Source organism: Actinokineospora globicatena (genome assembly GCF_024171945.1).
Classification (GTDB): Bacteria; Actinomycetota; Actinomycetes; order Mycobacteriales; family Pseudonocardiaceae; genus Actinokineospora; species Actinokineospora globicatena.
This window is the reverse complement of sequence record NZ_JAMTCR010000003.1, coordinates 551,830-568,484: the sequence shown is the minus strand read 5'-3', so window position 1 is coordinate 568,484 and position 16,655 is coordinate 551,830. Positions and strand designations below refer to the sequence as shown.

Sequence of the window (16,655 nt, the reverse complement as noted above, 5' to 3'; positions counted from 1 at the left end):
CAACGATCCGAACAATCTTGGTCGACCATTCCGATCGCACCCCGATCCGAGTTCTCGCCCGCTGAACGCGACAATCGAGCCACCGGGTCCGCCGTTGCCAGGTACCTCGGGGGTCGCCCGCACGGATGGTCGCTCGGGCAATCATCCGCGGTGGGCGCTGCCGCACACTGTCTCCAGCCGCAGTCGCCGAGAAGTGAGCCGCCACCGACGATGCGAACCCCTGAGCGTGCGCTCGACAGCGAGGAGTCTGCTCGTTCGCCCGAACGCGCCGGGCAACCGGACACGTCCGGCACGGCGTTGGACGTGCGCGGCCTGCGGTCGCTCCAGGGCTCCGCAGGTAACGCCGCCGTCTCCCGCCTTCTGGCCTCGAGGTCTGCCCCGGCATCGGCCGGACCCACGCCCACGGCCGACTCTCGACCGGACGGGCTCGCCGAACCCGCCACTGCCACGTCGATGCACGCGACCGGAGCCGTTCCGCCTGGGACAGCCACCGAGACCCCAGCCGACGTCCCGAACGCGGTGCCGGGTGCGTCGACCCAGCAGGCCGCACCACAGACCGAGTCCGAGACAGCGAGGGATCCGGCCGCCTCACAACCCCGACCGGCAGACCCGTCGCCACATCCCGCCGACTCGACATCAGAGCCCGCCGTGGCAGACACGCCGCAGCCCACCCCTGCGGCTTCCCGGGCCGCCATCGCGACACCGGCCGCCCAGGACCCGAAGCCGCGCAGGGTGCGTCCGCCCGCGGGCGACCACCCGCTGAAGTCGCTCCGCACCGCGCACCGGGAATCCCATGCGCCGCCCCCCGCCGCCAAGGCCGCCGAACTCAAGCACCCGCCCGCTGGTGGCGGTGTGCCCGCCGCGCCTGCGGTGATGTTCGCTGACACCGACGTCGACGCCCTGCTCCCGCCGGACATCCACCCCAAGCGGCGCCAACCGATGGTGGACGCGATCACCGAGGAACTGGCCGCCGACCGCGTCACCGCACAGGCTTCCGTCACCGCGTTCGTCACGGATCGGAGGGCTCGGACCGCCGAGCTGTCCGCGCTCAAGCCCGGGCTCACCGCCACCGTCACCGCCGCGAACGCGGCCGCGCTCACCAGCATTGATCAAGCCGTGCGCGCGCAGGTCGGCGATGTGCGCGCGGCCGTCCGCGATGTCCGCACAGGCCTGCGCGCACAGGCCCAGCAGGCCCGTGCCCAGGTCGAGTCCGACTTCTCCGCGAGCCTCGCCGCGATCAGGGCCGCCACCGTGGAGGGCCGCGGCCAAGTGCAGGGCACCTCGACCGCGGCGAGCGGCCGGGCGGGTGTGCTCGAATCGGGGCAGATCACCCGACTCGGTGGCCGCTATGTCCAGGTCGAGGGCCAGTTCCGCACGGTGGCGCAGAACGCGGGCTCGCTCGCGGTGCGGGAAGCCACCACCCGCGCGACGGCCTACCGGGCGCACAAGATCAACCGCGAGGACAGCTTCCTCGACGGCCACCTCACCGACAACCGCTGCGACGCCGAGGCCGAGGCCGCCGAGAAGGTCGGCGCCGCGTACCGGGACGGCCTGGGCAAGGAGGCCGACAAACAGGTCGACGCGCTGCGGGGCAGGCGGCCGACCGACGAGGCGGCCGTGCACCACCTCGCCGACGACGCCCGGGGCAGCCTCCAAGGCGTGTTGGGTCACGCGTTCGAAGGCCTGACCGGTGCGGAGACCCAGTCGCTCGACAACGCGCGCACCGCGAGAGCGGCTGTGCTCGACACGATCGCGGAAACGCTGCGCACCGCCGAGGTCGCCCTCACCCGGCACGAATCCAGTCAGGTCGCGGCGATCCAGGCGCGAGCGGAGCAGCACAAACAGGCTGTCACCCAAGCCGCTGGCACCGCACTGCACGCGCTCGACCAGGCCGTTCAGACCGCGGTCGACGACACCGACACCGGTCTCACCACCCTGGTCACCGAGCTGGGCGCCGCTGGCGTCCCCGATCCGGTCACGCTCGACCAGACCCTCCTGGACACCGGCGTCCAGCTCGACACCCGGCTGGCCCAGCTCGCCGACGAGCTGCGGGCCCAGGCGAACCAAGCGGGTCAAGCGCTCCACACGAACGCCCAGGCCACCGCCGACACGCTCCGGCAGACCGCGACCGCCGCCGTCACCGCCGCACAACACACAGGGGCGGGTTCCGCCGACTCGCTCGCCACCGCGAAGTCGCGGGGCGCCGAGGGCCTCGCCGACCTCGCCAAGGGGCACCGGCAGGCCGTCGACGGCGTCCGCACCGGTCACGACAGCGCCGTGACGACCGTGCTCGGCGGTCTGTCGACCGGCTTCGACAAGCTCGACACCGCGTTCACCGACGGCGCGACCCGGCAGGTCGACGCGGTGCGCGAAGGTCTGACCAACGCCGTGCACCAGGACATGCCCGCCGCGATCAGCACCGAGGCGGCCAAGGCCCGCGCCGAGGTCCAGCCGCGTTGGAAATCGGTCCTCAAGTGGGTCGTGATCATCGCGATCGTCCTGGTCGTCGCGATCGTGCTGGGCCCGCTGGTGATCGGCGCGGTCACCGGCGCCGCGGCGGCGCTCGGCGCGAGCGCGGGAGCGGCCGGGCTGATCGGCATGGTCGTGGGCGGCGCGCTGGTCGGCGCGGCGACGAGCGCGGCCACGACGGTGGTCGACAACGCGTTCTCCGGCCGTGACCTGACCACCGGCCTGGGCACGGCCATCGCCGTCGGCGCCCTGGGCGGCGCGCTCGGCGGCGCCGCGTCCGGCCTGCTCGCCGGACCGATGCAGGGCATGTCCCAGCTGGCCAGGTACGCGGCGCAGGTAGGCGTGGACATGGTCGTCGACACCGGGATCAATGCTGCGACGGGCAACCTGAGCTGGGAGAACTTCGGCACCGGGCTGTTGATGTCCGCGCTGGTCAACGGTGTCACCGCGCACCCCCGGGTGCAGGCGGTCCAGCACGGCATGACCAGCCGGGGGTACGGCGCCGGTTTCGGGACGGCCACGAGCGCGCGCACCTTCGCGACGAAGAGCGGTGGCCCGGGATCCGCGGGCCCGATCACGGTCGACGCCGCACACGTCAACGCGGGCGACACCGCGGGCCCGAACAGCCCGTACGGGGGAACGTGGGACATGAAGGGCGGCGGCCACAACGCGAACGAGATCCGACCGCGTGCCGCGAGCGAGGGCATCACCAGCGCCCCGGTCGACGTCGACCCGGTCACCGGAGTCGCGATCGACAAGTTCACCCGCCCCGCACTGGACAACGCGGGCAACACGATCCCCGACGCCAACCAGCCCGGTGGGATCAAGATCAAGGACACGGACAAGTCGCTGTTCCCCGACACCATGGACCGCCCCGAGATAGCCGCGGCGGCCACCAAGGCGTTGGAACTGGCGATCGCGGGAACCCCGCAGACCACGCACACCCCGCCGGGCACCCACCCGAACGGCAGCCCGTCGAACGGCAAGTTCAGCGCTATCGTCACCACAGCGGACGGCCACCCCATCCGCGTCGAAGGCTACTACCGCCCCGCGGCGGGCGGCGGTTGGGAGATCACCACGGTGTACCCGGCTACCGACCTGCCCGCGGGCAAGGTGGTGCCGGTGCCGGGTTCGCAGGTATCCGTACCGGGCGGCGTGTTCACCCCACCGGACTACGACTCGGGCGACTGACGGGAGAACGCGGTGAACGAGCGCCTACGGGCCCTGGCGGCCGAGCAGTACGCCGCGATCGAGGACCCAGCCGTCTTCACCTGCTGGCACGTCCTGGTCGAGGCCATCGGTAAGGGGTGGCTGACCTCTTTGGACACTCTCATCTCCATCCTGGAATCCGGTGGCGGTGGCGTGGCGGCGGAGGAGTACGGCGTCGACGTCTTCGGTGAGGAGGTGGAGATTTCCCTGGTGAGCGACCACTTCACGTGTTCGCGCACGGCCCTCCTCCATGAGGTGCGCAAGCTGGAGGTCACCGTGATCCTGCGCACCCTGACGACCCTGACCACGACCGACACCGAGATCGGCCGCCAAGCCCGTACCGAGGCCGCCGCCTACTTGTCCACAAGGGATTCCGCCGCGCCGGATGAACTCCGCCGCGCGGCCGAACTCCTCACCCCGCAGCAACAATCCGAGCTCACGGCGGCACTGCGAACCTTCAACTCCTGGGCTGAGCACCACACGGCGGGTGAGGAGGTCGACCGATTGATCGCCACTCTGGAACGCACCCTCGGCCCGCTCCTCGAACACGGCCGCGAGGCCAGCCGAACGGCCACGGACATCCGCATCGCCACCGACGCCGAGAACGCCATCGCCCGCCGCGTCCGGGAAGCAGGCACCGACACCCCCACTGCCTGACCCTGGCTGCCCGGTTCCGGCGGTTCGCGGTGAGCTCGACGAGGGGTCTTTGGGGGGCGATCTAGCAGGTCGGCCATTCGCCGACTGGGAATGTGCGGCCCGTTGAGCCGCCGTAGCCGGAGAGCTTGAGGGTGAGCCTGCTCTTGTTGGTCAACGAGTATCCGCTCGGTTCCAGCACGACACGCGTCCCCGCGGCGATCGGGGCGGGGTTTGTGAGGGTGACCAGGTGGGTGTTGACCGGGGTGTAGTCGATGACCCGGGGGAACGACAGGACGTGGTACTCCGCCGGGATCTGGGACGCGGCGGTCCACGACGATGTCCACTGGCTGCCTGCGGGGATGTCCCCACCTGTCGCGGTCACGGTGAAGGCGTACCACCCCTGATAGCACGTACTACCCAGCACCGCGTTGTCCGCGGCGGCCGTCGGCGCGCTCACGCACAGCAGCGCGGCGCTTGCGGCAAGGGTCATCGCGGTTCTCCTACCAGCCAGCATCTCTCGTCCTCCCCGACGTGATTTCCCCGAGCCTAAGCGCCTGCCATCACCTCCGGGATCAGCTGACCGAGTGATGCCCTGCCCCCAAACCAAACCCGATCGCCTACCGACGTCGACCAAACAGCCGGGTCGGCTCGCCCTGACGGTTGCCGACAGGCTTGGTGCGGGCGGCGCGGATGCCCGGGATCGAGGTGGCGAGGGCGGCGGTGACGCGTTCCTGTCCCGGGTCGGTGAAGTCGCCCGTCAGGATGGCTAGGCCGTTGGTGACGGTGCAGTCGACGGTGGAGGTGTGGGTGTGGTCGGCGACCAGTTTGCCGACGCGGGCGGCGAGGAGGGCGTCCGGTGGTTCCAGGGCGAGTAGGACGTCGCGGACGTCGATGGTCCCGGCAAGGGAGCCGCGGTCGGTGACCACCGGGAGGGTGCCGTGGCCGGTGCCCAGCAGCTGCCTGGCCGCGTCGCCGCAGGTGGTGGTTGTGCGGATGGTGGGGGACGGGTGCATCGCGTCGGCGGCGGTGGTGGCGCGGGGGATGGGGCGGACCTGTTCGCGCAGGAGGTCGGCGGTGGTGATGATGCCGACCAGGTGGTTGTCGGCGAGCACCGGGACGACGCCGTGGTGGGTCGAGCGGGCGAGGGCTAGCACGGCGTCGAGCGGGGTGTCCGGCTGAGCGCTGGGGACCCCGGTGTCCATGATCTCGGCGATCAGCACGTCGGCGCCCGGTCGGTCAGCACCGCGTCCTGGCGCAGCGTGTCGGCGACGCCGGTGACCTCCAGCAGGCGGGACACGCCCCGGCTGCACACCACGACCAGGGTGATGCCGCGGCTGACCGCCCGCTGGTGCGCGTCCACGACCGCGCACAGGCCGTGCGAGCCGAAGAAGGTGACCTCGCTGAGGTCGAGCACGACCCGTTCGGCGGGACCACCGGTGGCGGCGGTCAGTGGTTCGACCAGCACCCCGGCCGAGGTCGCGTCGACGTCGCCGAGGACCGAGATAGTCCACTGTGCATTGTCGCGGTGCAGGCCGACCTCGATGAGATCGCGCCTGGGCGGGCGGATTGCCATGGCTTCTCCTCGCTCGACGGGAAATGCGCGGGTCCCCTCGACCATAGGCCGGAACCGGGCGGCGCGGTTCGTCCCGGGCGGATGAGGAACAGGGCCTGTCGCGTCGCCGATGATTGTGCGGAACGGACTGACGACGAGATGGGGTCCACATGGGATATTCATCCGGGGCGCGTCCCGCCATTCGAAAACGACGGCTGCCCGCCGCGCTGCGGCTGCTGCTTATCTGCCTCGTGATCGGGCTCGGCCTGGCGGTGGCCGCGCTGCCCGCCGCCACCGGCGTGCTGGCCCTGCTCAGCTGATGCCCAGCAAGGCCGCACCGCACCGGTACGTCGTACGCGGCCGACCGCTCCGGCACCGAGGGTGCCTGCGCCGCGATCCAAGATCATCACCTGCCCGAGGTGAAATCCAGGTGTCTGGGAATTAGGTGAATACGGCGATCGCCCGGCAATTCCGGCGGTGGTGAGCAAGGCGATGGTGGATCCCGCGTCTTTCGCCCGCTGAAGGTGACGTCCGCGGTTTGTGCCCGCCGATGTACTGCTGACCACGCACTATGTCCGGCGCGACATGCTGTCCGCCATCGGCGCCGAGGAGAAATGCGGCACCGGGTCCGGCACTTCGGGTGAACAGGAGCAGCGAGCACATGCTTGAGCAGGGTCGAGCACCACGGCGGAATGAGGGCGAATCCACGGTGGGCGAGGGCCTCCGTGCGTTGCCAGAGGGGAAGGTGCGGATACCGAACACCAGTGCGGTCTCGGCGTGGGCCGCGCGGCTCACCGGCGTGCTGGATGAGTGCGTCGCGGCGGCGGGCAGCCCCCCGCCGGTCACGGTCGTGCACGGTCCGGCTGGGTCGGGCAAGACGGCGGCGCTGGCCGCGTGGGCGAACGCCTCCGCCAGGCCCGCGGCGCCCCGGGTCCGCTGGGCGAGCCTGGACCCCGAGGACAACGTCCCGGCCCGACTGTGGGCCACGATCCACTCCGCGCTGGTGCCCAGCGACAACCCGGCGCCGTGCGACTCCACCGATCCGTTCGCCGACCTGGTGCGCGCGGTGGACAGCGCGCCGGACAACACCTGCCTGGTGCTCGACGACGTCCACGAACTGCGCGAGCCCGCCGTGCTGCAGGTGCTGGCCACCCTGGTGCGGCGCCCTCCGGACCGGCTGCGGTTGGTCCTCGCGGGCCGGACGCCGCCGGTGCACCTGTCGCGACTGTCGCTGGAAGGACGGCTGCGCGAGGTGGACGGACACGCCCTCGCGCTCACCCCGGCCGAGACCGCCGCGCTGCTGGCCGAGCACGGCATCGACCCGGACCCGGCCGACCTCGCCGCGCTGCTGGAGCGCACCAGGGGCTGGGTCGCGGGCACCCTGCTGGCGGCGTCGTGGCTGGCCGGGCAACCCGAGGCCGAGCGCGACCCCCGGGCGTTCCCGATCGGCGACCCGCTCGCCGCGGACTACTTCGCCGAGGAGGTGCTCGCCGAACACCCTCCCCACGTGCGGCAGGTCCTGCTCGTCACCAGCGTCTGCGACCGGGTGAGCGGGGACCTGGCGACCGCGCTCTCCGGGCAGCGGCACACGGGGACGCTGCTGCACCGCTTGGCCAGGACCAACTCCCTCGTCACGCGGTGCGAGGACTCGGCGGGGGAGTGGTACCGCTACCACCCGCTGCTCCGCGACCACCTGCGCGCCGAGCTCGCCCGCACCAGACCAGGCGCGCCGCAGCGTCTACACCGGGAGGCCGCCCACTGGCTGCGCGAGGAGGGCGACGTGCCCGCCGCGTTCGGCCACGCGGAACTCGCCCAGGACGCCGACCTCACCGCCGAGCTGGTCGAGGCCGAGGGACTGCGGGAAGTCCTGCGCGGCAACAGCGACCGGCTCTACGCCGCCGTCGCCGCGTTGCCTGAGGACCGGCTGCACGCCCCCGCGATCGCGTTGATCGCCGCCCTCGCGGCACTGGAGGTCGCGGATGTGCCCGCCGCGGACGGGTTCCTGGCACGCCTCGCAGGCGCCGATCCCACCACGTGGCCAGCACGGACCCGGGTGCTGCACGAGGTCGCTCTGCTGCGCCGCGCCCATCTCGACGGCGGCGGTGTCGTGCCACCACGCGCCCAGACCACAGTCAGCGCCGAACCCGAGGTCGACGTGCTGATCCGGTTCGCCCGCGGCAGCGCGGCCCTGTGGTCGGGCAAGCCGGGACCGGCCGAGTCGGAGCTGAGCCTGCTCCTGCAGGCCTGCCTGCGCGCCGACCTGCCGTGGGCGGCGCTGCACGCCAAGGTCCACCTGGCGGTGACGGCCGCCCTGCGCGGGGACCTGTCGGAGATGGAGCGACGGGCCCGGCGGGCGCTGCACGTGGCCGAGCAGCACGGCTGGGAACGGTCGTGGGCCTGCGCGCCCGCGTACCTGCTGCTCGCGTGGCAGGCCCACCAGCAGGGGGACACCGCGGCGGCCCGGCGGTACGCCAAGACGTCCGCTGAACTGGGGCCCGTGCGGCAAGAACCGACCCTGGCGTTGGCCCAGGCGTGCTTGAGCGCGTTCATCGAGTTCGAGGAGGCCGACGACCCGCACACCGTCGTGCGCGCCACGCACCGCCTGTGGCAGCGGCACACCGCGGTCCGGGTGTCGCCGCAGATGATCGCGCTGCTCCTGCCGACCCTGGTGCGGATGACGCTGCGGGTCGGTGAGCAGGGCCGCGCGCTGGAGCTGGTGGACCGCTGCCAGCCGGTGCTGGAGGGCCACGCGGAGCTGCCCCTGCTGCACGCGATCCTGCACACCCACCACGGCCGCGCGACCCAAGCTCGCAGGCTGCTGGCGGCGGTGCTGACCGGCCGGACCCGACCGCTGGCTGCGATGACGCTCGTCGACGCCTGGTTGCTTGAGGCGACCCTGCTCGAACGCGTGGACCGCAAGCGTGCACACGAGGCGGTGGGGGGTGCGTTGCGCGCCGCCGAGCCGATCGGTGCCATCCGGCCGTTCCTGGCCGCTCGGCGCTCGGTGCGGGATCTGCTGGCGGAGGGCGCGGGCCGGTTCGGGCGGCTCGAGCGGTTCGCCGAGGCCGCGCTGTCCGCGCTGCCCGCCACGGCGGCGGCCGCCGATCCCCTCACGGTGCGGGAGCAGGAGTTGCTGCTTGAACTGCCGTCGATGCGGACCGTCGACGAGATCGCGGAGTCGATGTTCGTCTCGGCCAACACGGTCAAGACGCACCTGCGCGGCATCTACCGCAAGCTCGGGGTCCGCCAGCGCCGGGACGCGGTCGTGGCGGCCCGCAGGCAGGGCCTGCTCTGAGCGCGGCGGGCGGGGGTGCGGACCGGGGACGCCCGGCTCGACGGCCTGATGCGGTTCGTCCCGGGCGGGATCGACGCTGATCTGCCCGGGGCGCCGGGTGTGCGGTGTGCGCGCTGCGACCCGCGCACCCCCACCGCCGCCCCGGTGGCGGACAACCGACCCGTGGGACGACCCGCGCTGGCCGGACCAGTCCCCGCCCTCGTGATCCCGGCCAACCCGAGGACCGCCTCCGGCGCCACACCCGAGGTGTTCGCCGCCCGATCGGCGGGCCACTGATCATCTCCTTCGGCCTGCCCGCGCGTCCACACCTCTTCCAAGCCCTGCAGCGCCGGGCTTCCGCATGCCTGTGTCCTCGAGCCTGACCAAAGCGGTGCGGCGTCTTGAGCGTGGCGAGCGGGTCGCTGATCACCTCTGGCGGAGGAAGTCGGGGGCGGTGGGGAGCGCGAGGCTGGTCCTGGGTTCCGTTGTGGAGGAGGAGATCATGGGTTCAGCACGGCGCAAGGGGTTGGTCTCGGTGGTGTTCGTCGTGGCGTTGCTGGCCTCGGCCAAGCGCACGGCCAATCCGGATGATCCGCCGGACGCGGTCACTGGCGCCGTCATCGATGTGTTGGACGCCCCGGTGGTGCGGTTCGTGGTGGAGGCGTTGGGCACGCGGCACGCGCCTTGAGTCCACAGTGGTCTTGATCGACGCGGAAAGCCCGGGACACGTAATGTGCCCCGGGCTTTTGGCTACCTCTGGACGGTGTGGGACGACTCAGCGGCCGGTCGTCTGTGTGACGACCGGCCGCTGAGAGGAAGCGCGCCGCCCCGCACCCCGACGAACGGGGCGGCGCGCGAGTCTGGTCAGTCGTCGGCGAAGACCTCGCGCAGGACCTTCTCCTGCTCGGTGGACAGGTTGGTGTAGAGCAGCTCGGGCGGCGTGCCCCCGGCGAACGCGTGGCGGACCTTGTCGATCACCGCGCCGGAGCTGAGCAGGAACAGCGCCGACGTGCCGGGGGTGACCTTGTCCCTGGTCTCCTTGACCAGGTCGTCGTCGATGCCGAAGTCCCCCAGGTTCGCGGTCAGCGCGCCGGTCGCGGCACCGACGGCGGCGCCGAGCACCGGCACCAGGAACAGCAGTCCCAGCAGCGTCCCCCAGAACGCGCCGGTGAGCGCCGCCCGACCGCGCAGGTCCTTCACCTGGCGGATCTTCGGCTTCTTGCGGTCGAGCGGCCAGCTGACGACGGCCGCGTCGTGGATCTCGATGACCTCGCGCTTGGCCAGGTCCGCGAGCTGCTTGGCCGCGTCGTCCGCGCCGACGGCCGAGTCGAACCGCCAGATGGTCAGGGTAGCCATGCCACCACCTCCTGCGTGTCGTTGGGTGCGATCAGGTACCAGTCCAGCCGGGGGACGACCGTCCGCGCTTCGTCCGGCCGGGGTGATCGTCCCCAGGGCCGTGTGGGCACCGGCGAGCACCTGCCCGACCGATCGCAGACTCGCCGCGACCCGATCGTGGTGTCCCATGAGGACGGACACCCGTTGCTCCGCGACACGAACGATCCGCTCAGCGTGCTCCCGTGCGGCACGCTCTTCCTCGGCGTGTGCCCGCACGGCCTCGGATCGGCGCACGGACATCGCCAGGTCGAAGTCGAGCTTGATCTGCTCCCGCAACCGCTCGGCCCGGACATCCAGCTCGTGCCGCCGTTTCTCGGCCTGCGCGGTGAGGACGGCGAGCACCTCGTGGGTGCGGCGCAGCGACGCCCGGTGCGCGGTCTCGGCCTGCTCGCGCTGCGCCTTCAGGTCCGCGATGAGCCACTCGTGACGACGGCGGTGCGCGGCCTCGGCATCGCGGATCACCGACCACGACCGTTCAGCGGCCGCCCGTGCCCGACCGGTGATCTCCGCCGCCTCGTCACTGGCCAGCTCCACCATGTGCCGCAGGCGTTCGGAGGTTCCAGCGAGGTCGATCGGCGTGCGGCAGACCCGGTCGAGTCGTTGGCGCAGCTCGCGGTTCTCGCCCCTGGCCGACTCAAGTTCTGCGACCACGCGGTCGAGTGACTCGACCATGGCATCCCGGTCCGCGACGACCAGTTCGAGTTCGGTCTCGATGTCCTGCACGTACCGCCGCACCTGACCGCGGCGGAATCCGCGCCAGGTCGAGTCGAAACCCGTCCGCAGGTGCAGGATCTCGCCGGTCATGACCGCACCACGCTGAGTGGGAACCGGCACAGCCCGCCCAACCCGCCCTCAGGTGAGCCGGGAAGGCCGGGCCGCAGCACGCGGACGGACGCACCGCTGAGCAGGGCAGCGCGGACGGCGACATCGGCCGCCGCTCCCCGCCGCCGCACCCAGGCGGGCGGCACGCTGTCGTCGAATGGCCGCACCTGCCGGGCCTTGGCGCCGAACCACGCCGAAGGTCCTCCGCTGGACCCGGTCGTCACCAGCAGGTCCTGAACGGTCCCACGGGCGAGCGCGTCGAGCGTCTCGTCGACCCCTTGGACCGTGTGGCCCGGCTGGTGCGACCGCTCAGCCAGGTCCGCCACCTTCCCGGCCGTCCACAACGCCGCGGTTGTCCGTGCGAGCCCGGTGAGGCGTGCGGCTGTTGGCGTGCGCACCGGCCGAACCGTGACGTCAGGTCCGAACGCGTCGCGCAGCCGCTCGACGAGCCGATCACTGCCGCGCACCGCGACCAGCCGTGCGCAAGACCGTCCTAGAGCGACACCGCAGGCGGCCACCGCGGTCTCAGCAGCGCACCGCACCGGTTCGACAACGGTCGCGACCAAGCGACCGGGCGACACCGTCACCCACACCGTCGCGCGCTCCTCCACGACCAGCACGCAGGTCGGCATTTCCTGGGACCATTCGAGCAGTGGCAACATATGCGCCGCGCCGACCTGGACGAGGTCTGGACCATTGCGCCCCGGAGTGGCGTACATCGCGGGCACGTTACCGCCGTCTGCGAACACCGCCACCGCGGTGGCCGGTTCGTACTGCAACGCGGACACGACATCGTCGATCGTCGCCTCGTCCGCCCCGTTCTCGTGCAGGCGGTCCACCAGATCGCTCAACCGGGTGCCCCACGGCACGTCGCGCGACGGTCTGGTGTAGACGGACGCGACCGGGTGGACGGGGCGGACCACGTCGACCACGTCGCGCTCGCCGACGAGGATTGGTGTGCGCACAGGACTTCCTCCGCTGCTCGGTGGCGGGCCGGGCGGACCACCCCGACGACGAGGGTCGTGGGCGGCACCGGTGGGGGACGACACCCGAGGCGGGTGAACCCGGGGCAGGGGTCGTCCGCCTCGGGTGACGAGCCGGGCCTCGCGCGGTGCCACGGTGAGACCGAACCCGACAACAGGAGGTCTCCGTGGTTGCCAGTGGAACGGATCGGGGTCGCGGGTGACCGCGCGACGGGGTGCCGCGGTGGCACCGTTGGCGCTCGCGCAGTTCATCGCGAGCTACGCGGCGACCACCATGACGGTGTCGATCAGCGCGATCGCCGACGACCTCGGCACGACGGTGACCGGCGTGCAGACCACCATCACGCTGTTCACCCTCACGATGGCCGCCCTGATGGTCACCGGGAGCAGGCTGACCGACATCCTCGGCCGCAAGGCGTGCTTCGTCGGCGGCCTCGTTGTCTACGGGGTCGGCGCGTTGCTCGCCGCTCTCGCGCCGGGACCGCTGTTGCTCACCCTCGGGTACTCGTTGCTCGAGGGGATCGGCTCGGCGCTGATGATCCCGCCCATCTACATCCTGGTGACCGTCCTGTTCGATGACGTCGCGACCCGGGCCCGCAACTTCGGCCTGGTCAGCGCCGCGGGTGGCCTCGGCGCGGCGGCGGGACCGCTGATCGGCGGGCTCGTCACCACCGGCGTCGGGTGGCGGGCGTCGTTCCTGCTCCAGGTGGCGGTCGTGGCCCTGGTCCTGGTGTGGTCGCGCCGGGTGGTCGACCCGGTGCCGCGCGGACCACGACGCTCGTTCGACGTCCAAGGCGCCGTGCTGTCAGCGGCCGGGCTGTTCCTCGTCGTGGTCGGCATCCTGTGCACTGGCGCGTACGGCTGGGCGGCGTGGCAGGTGTGGGTGCCGGTCGGACTGGGAGCCGTTGTCCTGTGGGCCTTCTCCCGGCACATCCGCACGGCCGCCGATCCGTTGTGCCCTCCTTGGCTCTTCCGCTCCCTCGTGTCGAACCTCGGCCTGGTGACGCAGCTGCTGCAGTGGCTGGTGCTCCAGGGCGCGTTCTTCGTGATCTCGGTGTACCTCCAGGAGGCGAGGGGCCTGGACGCGATCCGCACCGGCCTCGTGCTGATCCCCGCCACCATCGGCATGCTGGCCTCGGCGGCGGTAGCGGAACGAATGGCCCGCAGGCACTCCCTCCGCGGCCTGGTCCGCACCGGCTTCGCCATCACCGCCACCGGCGTCGCACTGGTGTGGATCCTCGTGGACGCGGAAACCAGCCTGCTGGCGTTCGCCCCCGGCCTCCTGCTGCTCGGCACCGGCATCGGCATCATGCTCACCGCCTCGGTGACCCTCGTCCAATCCGCCTGGCCCGACCCCGCCCAAGGCGCCATCTCCGGCGTCTCCCGCAGCGCCTCGAACCTCGGCTCCTCCCTGGGCACCGCGCTAGCCGGCTCCATCGTGGCCACGACAGCGGGCGGGCCTCCCTTCGCCACGGCCCTGGGCGTACTCGCCGGCGTGGCGATCGCGGGCCTTGGGGTAGCACTATTGCTGCCCCGAGCCGGTCAACCCGCATGACCAGCGCCGTCGCACTGCTGTCAGCCGCTGCATTCACCAGGGCTACCGCGGCGTGTCCGAACCGCATCCCGGCAGGCGCCAAGCGGCTGGCTTTCGTGATCGACGCTGTCGATGGCTTCGAGTTCTAGAGGGCTGACGGACAGCCACACCGCCAGTGAGGTCGCGACGTGTCGGAACTTGGCCGTGGCCTGCCGCGATAGCGAGGTGACCGTCCCTCGGACACGGCCTCGACCGTGGTTGCCGGGATGGCGATCGCGGGCCTTCGGGTAGCACTACTCCGGCCCCGAGCCGGTCAGCCCGCGTGAGGTGACCGCGGGCTGTGTACCTGGTGGGCCGGTTACGGACCTAGCTCGGGTGCCCGGAGTCGTCGACCTCGCGGCGGCGGTTGCGGGCGACCGTCACGAGGAGTCGGGCGGCGCCGCCGAGGAGGAGTAGGTCGCCGAGCATTTGGAGGGTGACCAGGAGGCGGGCGGTGGGGGAGACGGCGACGATGTCGCCGAAGCCGACGGTGGCGAAGACCGTGACGGTGAAGTACAGGGCGTCGCCCTTGCCCAGAGGTCCGTCGAACGCCCCGCCGTCCGCCGCCAGCAGGTGGTAGGTCTTGGCGAAGACCAGCAAGAACAGCGTGACCACCAGCACCAACGCCTGGACCCCACGCCGCACGGGGTGGTGGGACCGCGCGATGGCCCGCACCTGCCAGATCAGCACAGCCGCCACCACCCCGAGCCCGACCGCCCACCGCACGACGATCCCGCCTGCGGTGGGCGCGGCATCAGGCAGCCAGGCGTACCCGGCCACCAGGACCGAGCAGGTGGCCACCAACTGCCCGATCGCCGCCCTTCGACGATGCCTCACCCGACCCACAGCCCAGGCCCCGGCTCAGTGCCGCACAACCGGTCAAGCGTGACCGCGGCGTCGATCAGCGCGAGGTGGGTGAAGGCCTGCGGGAAGTTCCCCAGCTGCTCCCCAGTCGGGCCGATCTCCTCCGCGTGCAGCCCGAGGTGGTTGGCGTGGGTCAACGCCCGCTCGAACAGCAAGCGGGCCTCGGCGCTGCGCCCACTACGCGCCAACGCCCCGACGTAGTCGAAGGTGCACAACGAGAACGTCCCCTCCGACCCGACCAGGCCGTCCGGCGACGCGGCCGGGTCGTAACGCAGCACCTGGCCGTCCACGACCAGGTCCCGCTCCATCGCCGCGAGCGTGTCCAGCCAGGCCGGTTCCTGCGGTGCGACGAACCCCGCCCTGGCCATCCGCAGCAGGGACGCGTCCAGCACCTCGCCGCCGTACTGCTGGGTGAACGCGCGGCGCTCCGGGTTCCAGCCGTGTTGCCACACCTGGTCGTGGACGAGGTCCCTGGCCGCGCGCCACCGCTCGACCGGCGCGGGCAGGCCCAGCTCCGCCGCGAGCCGCAGACCGCGGTCGAACGCCACCCAGCTCATCACCCGGCCGTAGGTGAAATCGCGCCTGCCGCCCCGGGTCTCCCAGATCCCCTCGTCGGTCCGGTCCCAGTTGTCCGCCAGCCAGTCGAGCAGACCGCACAGCGCCCGCCACCCGGGGCGCCCGACCCGCAGCCCGTGCTGGTGGGCGCGGTAGAGCGCGTCGAACAGCTCGCCGTAGATGTCGAGCTGCAGCTGGTCGCCCGCCGCGTTGCCGACGCGGACCGGGGCCGATCCCCGGTGGCCCTCCCAGTGGTCGAGGACCTGCTCGGGCACGTCCGGCGACCCGTCGACCCGGTAGAGGACGCGCAGCGGACCGCTCGGGCCGATCCCGCCCTCCTCGTAGCGGTCGGCCAACCACCGGGCGAACGCCGTGGCCTCGTCGGTGAACCCGAGGTCGAGCAGCGACGACACCGCGAACGACGCGTCCCTGACCCAGGTGTAGCGGTAGTCCCAGTTCCGCTCACCGCCGAGCTGCTCAGGCAGCCCAGCTGTCGGTGCCGCGACGAGGGCGCCGCTGGGTGCGTGCGTCAGGAGCTTCAGGGTGATCGCGGACCGGTCGACCGCCTCACGCCACCGGCCCTGGTAAGTGGAACGGGACAACCAGGTGTGCCAGAACCGAACGGTGTCCTGGAAGGCGCGTTCTACCTCGGCGACCGGCAAAGCGCGCGGCGGGCCCAACGGATTTTGCTCCAGCACGATCCCGCGCACCTGACCGGTCTCCAGCGTGATCTCCGCGTGCAGGTCCAGCTCTCCGACGAGGCGCATTCCCGTGTCACCTGGCTCGCGGATCGTGTGCAGCACAACGGAAGTGTCGGCGCTCTCGAACAACGCACCCTCATCTGTCACGACGGTCTGGTGCAGCGCACGCCCGTAGTCGAACCGGGGAGCGATGTCGAGCCGGAAGTCCATCCGCCCGCGCACGCACCGCACCATCCTGACCAGCCACCTCGGGGTCGCGTCCGCCGGATCCGGCGACGGCGGCATGAAGTCGACCACCTCGCCGATGCCCTCGTCGGTGCTGAACCGGGTGATCAGCACCGCGGTGTCGGGGAAGTACAGCTGACGCCCCGGGGCGTCGGACCGAGCAGGCCGGATCCGGCAGTGCCCACCGGTTCGTTGGTCCACAAGGGACGCGAACACGCTCGGCGAGTCGAAACGCGGTACGCACCACCAGTCGATCGTGCCGTCGGTGGCCACTAGCGCGGTCGTCCGCAGGTCGCCGATCAGGCCGTGGTCAGCGATCCGCGCGTACTCAGAGGTGCCCATGGTGACAGCCTTGCGCCGCCGACACTCCCGCAGCCCCGCACGCACGAGGTGACCC

At 71.8% G+C, this 16,655-nt stretch carries 15 protein-coding genes; 8 read left to right on the top strand and 7 right to left on the bottom strand.

From position 1 onward, the window contains the following. Positions 1–648 precede the first annotated feature (648 nt). Together LV79_RS15960 and LV79_RS15955 are read left to right on the top strand one after the other, a co-directional pair. Complete coding sequence (locus LV79_RS15960) at positions 649–3,660, top strand: coiled-coil domain-containing protein (RefSeq protein WP_253837311.1); 3,012 nt, start codon at positions 649–651, stop codon at positions 3,658–3,660. A gap of 12 nt (positions 3,661–3,672) precedes the next feature. After that, positions 3,673–4,335 carry a hypothetical protein gene (locus tag LV79_RS15955; protein ID WP_253837302.1) on the top strand — a complete coding sequence of 221 codons (663 nt, stop codon included), beginning with the start codon at positions 3,673–3,675 and terminating at the stop codon, positions 4,333–4,335. A 61-nt stretch (positions 4,336–4,396) separates the two neighbouring features. Here the strand turns inward: LV79_RS15955 and LV79_RS15950 are convergent, their stop codons facing one another. The 3 genes from LV79_RS15950 to LV79_RS15940 all read right to left on the bottom strand — a co-directional run bounded on the left by LV79_RS15950 (position 4,397) and on the right by LV79_RS15940 (position 5,887). Further along, positions 4,397–4,804: a hypothetical protein gene (locus LV79_RS15950; RefSeq protein ID WP_253837300.1), complete on the bottom strand. Its 408-nt coding sequence runs from the start codon at positions 4,802–4,804 to the stop codon at positions 4,397–4,399. Between the two features lie 127 nt (positions 4,805–4,931). Further along, positions 4,932–5,534, bottom strand: coding sequence for a CBS domain-containing protein (locus tag LV79_RS15945; protein WP_253837298.1), 603 nt, complete (start codon positions 5,532–5,534; stop codon positions 4,932–4,934). Then, positions 5,528–5,887 (bottom strand): STAS domain-containing protein, encoded by a 360-nt coding sequence (locus LV79_RS15940; protein WP_253837296.1) that lies wholly within the window; start codon positions 5,885–5,887, stop codon positions 5,528–5,530. Before LV79_RS15940 ends, LV79_RS15945 begins: the two co-directional genes overlap by 7 nt. A gap of 149 nt (positions 5,888–6,036) precedes the next feature. Between LV79_RS15940 and LV79_RS15935 the strand changes: the two genes are divergently transcribed. The 4 genes from LV79_RS15935 to LV79_RS15920 all read left to right on the top strand — a co-directional run bounded on the left by LV79_RS15935 (position 6,037) and on the right by LV79_RS15920 (position 9,828). After that, a complete protein-coding gene (locus LV79_RS15935) occupies positions 6,037–6,186 on the top strand; it encodes a hypothetical protein (RefSeq protein WP_253837294.1) in 150 nt (49 codons plus the stop codon). Between the two features lie 425 nt (positions 6,187–6,611). Further along, positions 6,612–9,161 (top strand): winged helix-turn-helix domain-containing protein, encoded by a 2,550-nt coding sequence (locus LV79_RS15930; protein ID WP_253837292.1) that lies wholly within the window; start codon positions 6,612–6,614, stop codon positions 9,159–9,161. A gap of 15 nt (positions 9,162–9,176) precedes the next feature. Next, on the top strand, positions 9,177–9,437 hold the full coding sequence (locus LV79_RS15925; RefSeq protein ID WP_253837290.1) for a hypothetical protein: 261 nt from the start codon (positions 9,177–9,179) through the stop codon (positions 9,435–9,437). Between the two features lie 205 nt (positions 9,438–9,642). Beyond that, complete coding sequence (locus tag LV79_RS15920; protein ID WP_253837287.1) at positions 9,643–9,828, top strand: hypothetical protein; 186 nt, start codon at positions 9,643–9,645, stop codon at positions 9,826–9,828. A gap of 176 nt (positions 9,829–10,004) precedes the next feature. Here LV79_RS15920 and LV79_RS34485 read toward each other — a convergent pair whose 3' ends face one another. Together LV79_RS34485 and LV79_RS15910 are read right to left on the bottom strand one after the other, a co-directional pair. Beyond that, positions 10,005–11,339: a DUF1269 domain-containing protein gene (locus tag LV79_RS34485; protein ID WP_308208940.1), complete on the bottom strand. Its 1,335-nt coding sequence runs from the start codon at positions 11,337–11,339 to the stop codon at positions 10,005–10,007. Beyond that, positions 11,336–12,322 carry a hypothetical protein gene (locus LV79_RS15910; protein WP_253837285.1) on the bottom strand — a complete coding sequence of 329 codons (987 nt, stop codon included), beginning with the start codon at positions 12,320–12,322 and terminating at the stop codon, positions 11,336–11,338. The genes LV79_RS34485 and LV79_RS15910 overlap by 4 nt, the downstream gene beginning before the upstream one ends. A 241-nt stretch (positions 12,323–12,563) precedes the next feature. Here LV79_RS15910 and LV79_RS15905 point away from each other — a divergent pair, with 241 nt between their 5' ends. Next, on the top strand, positions 12,564–13,895 hold the full coding sequence (locus LV79_RS15905; RefSeq protein ID WP_285470099.1) for an MFS transporter: 1,332 nt from the start codon (positions 12,564–12,566) through the stop codon (positions 13,893–13,895). Beyond that, complete coding sequence (locus LV79_RS33930; RefSeq protein WP_285470101.1) at positions 13,892–14,023, top strand: hypothetical protein; 132 nt, start codon at positions 13,892–13,894, stop codon at positions 14,021–14,023. The genes LV79_RS15905 and LV79_RS33930 overlap by 4 nt, the downstream gene beginning before the upstream one ends. 217 nt (positions 14,024–14,240) lie before the next feature. On the opposite strand, the gene LV79_RS15900 is transcribed toward LV79_RS33930, so the two are convergent. Beyond that, positions 14,241–14,750, bottom strand: coding sequence for a potassium channel family protein (locus LV79_RS15900; protein ID WP_253837282.1), 510 nt, complete (start codon positions 14,748–14,750; stop codon positions 14,241–14,243). Then, a complete protein-coding gene (locus LV79_RS15895) occupies positions 14,747–16,633 on the bottom strand; it encodes a glycoside hydrolase family 15 protein (RefSeq protein WP_285470241.1) in 1,887 nt (628 codons plus the stop codon). The genes LV79_RS15900 and LV79_RS15895 overlap by 4 nt, the downstream gene beginning before the upstream one ends. Positions 16,634–16,655 lie beyond the last annotated feature (22 nt).

Coding starts and splice junctions, on each gene's coding strand:
- LV79_RS33930 (WP_285470101.1), top strand. CDS start 13,892: ATGACCAGCGCCGTCGCACTGCTGTCAGCCGCTGCATTCACCAGGGCT.
- LV79_RS34485 (WP_308208940.1), bottom strand. CDS start 11,339: ATGACCGGCGAGATCCTGCACCTGCGGACGGGTTTCGACTCGACCTGG.
- LV79_RS15950 (WP_253837300.1), bottom strand. CDS start 4,804: ATGACCCTTGCCGCAAGCGCCGCGCTGCTGTGCGTGAGCGCGCCGACG.
- LV79_RS15935 (WP_253837294.1), top strand. CDS start 6,037: ATGGGATATTCATCCGGGGCGCGTCCCGCCATTCGAAAACGACGGCTG.
- LV79_RS15920 (WP_253837287.1), top strand. CDS start 9,643: ATGGGTTCAGCACGGCGCAAGGGGTTGGTCTCGGTGGTGTTCGTCGTG.
- LV79_RS15940 (WP_253837296.1), bottom strand. CDS start 5,887: ATGGCAATCCGCCCGCCCAGGCGCGATCTCATCGAGGTCGGCCTGCAC.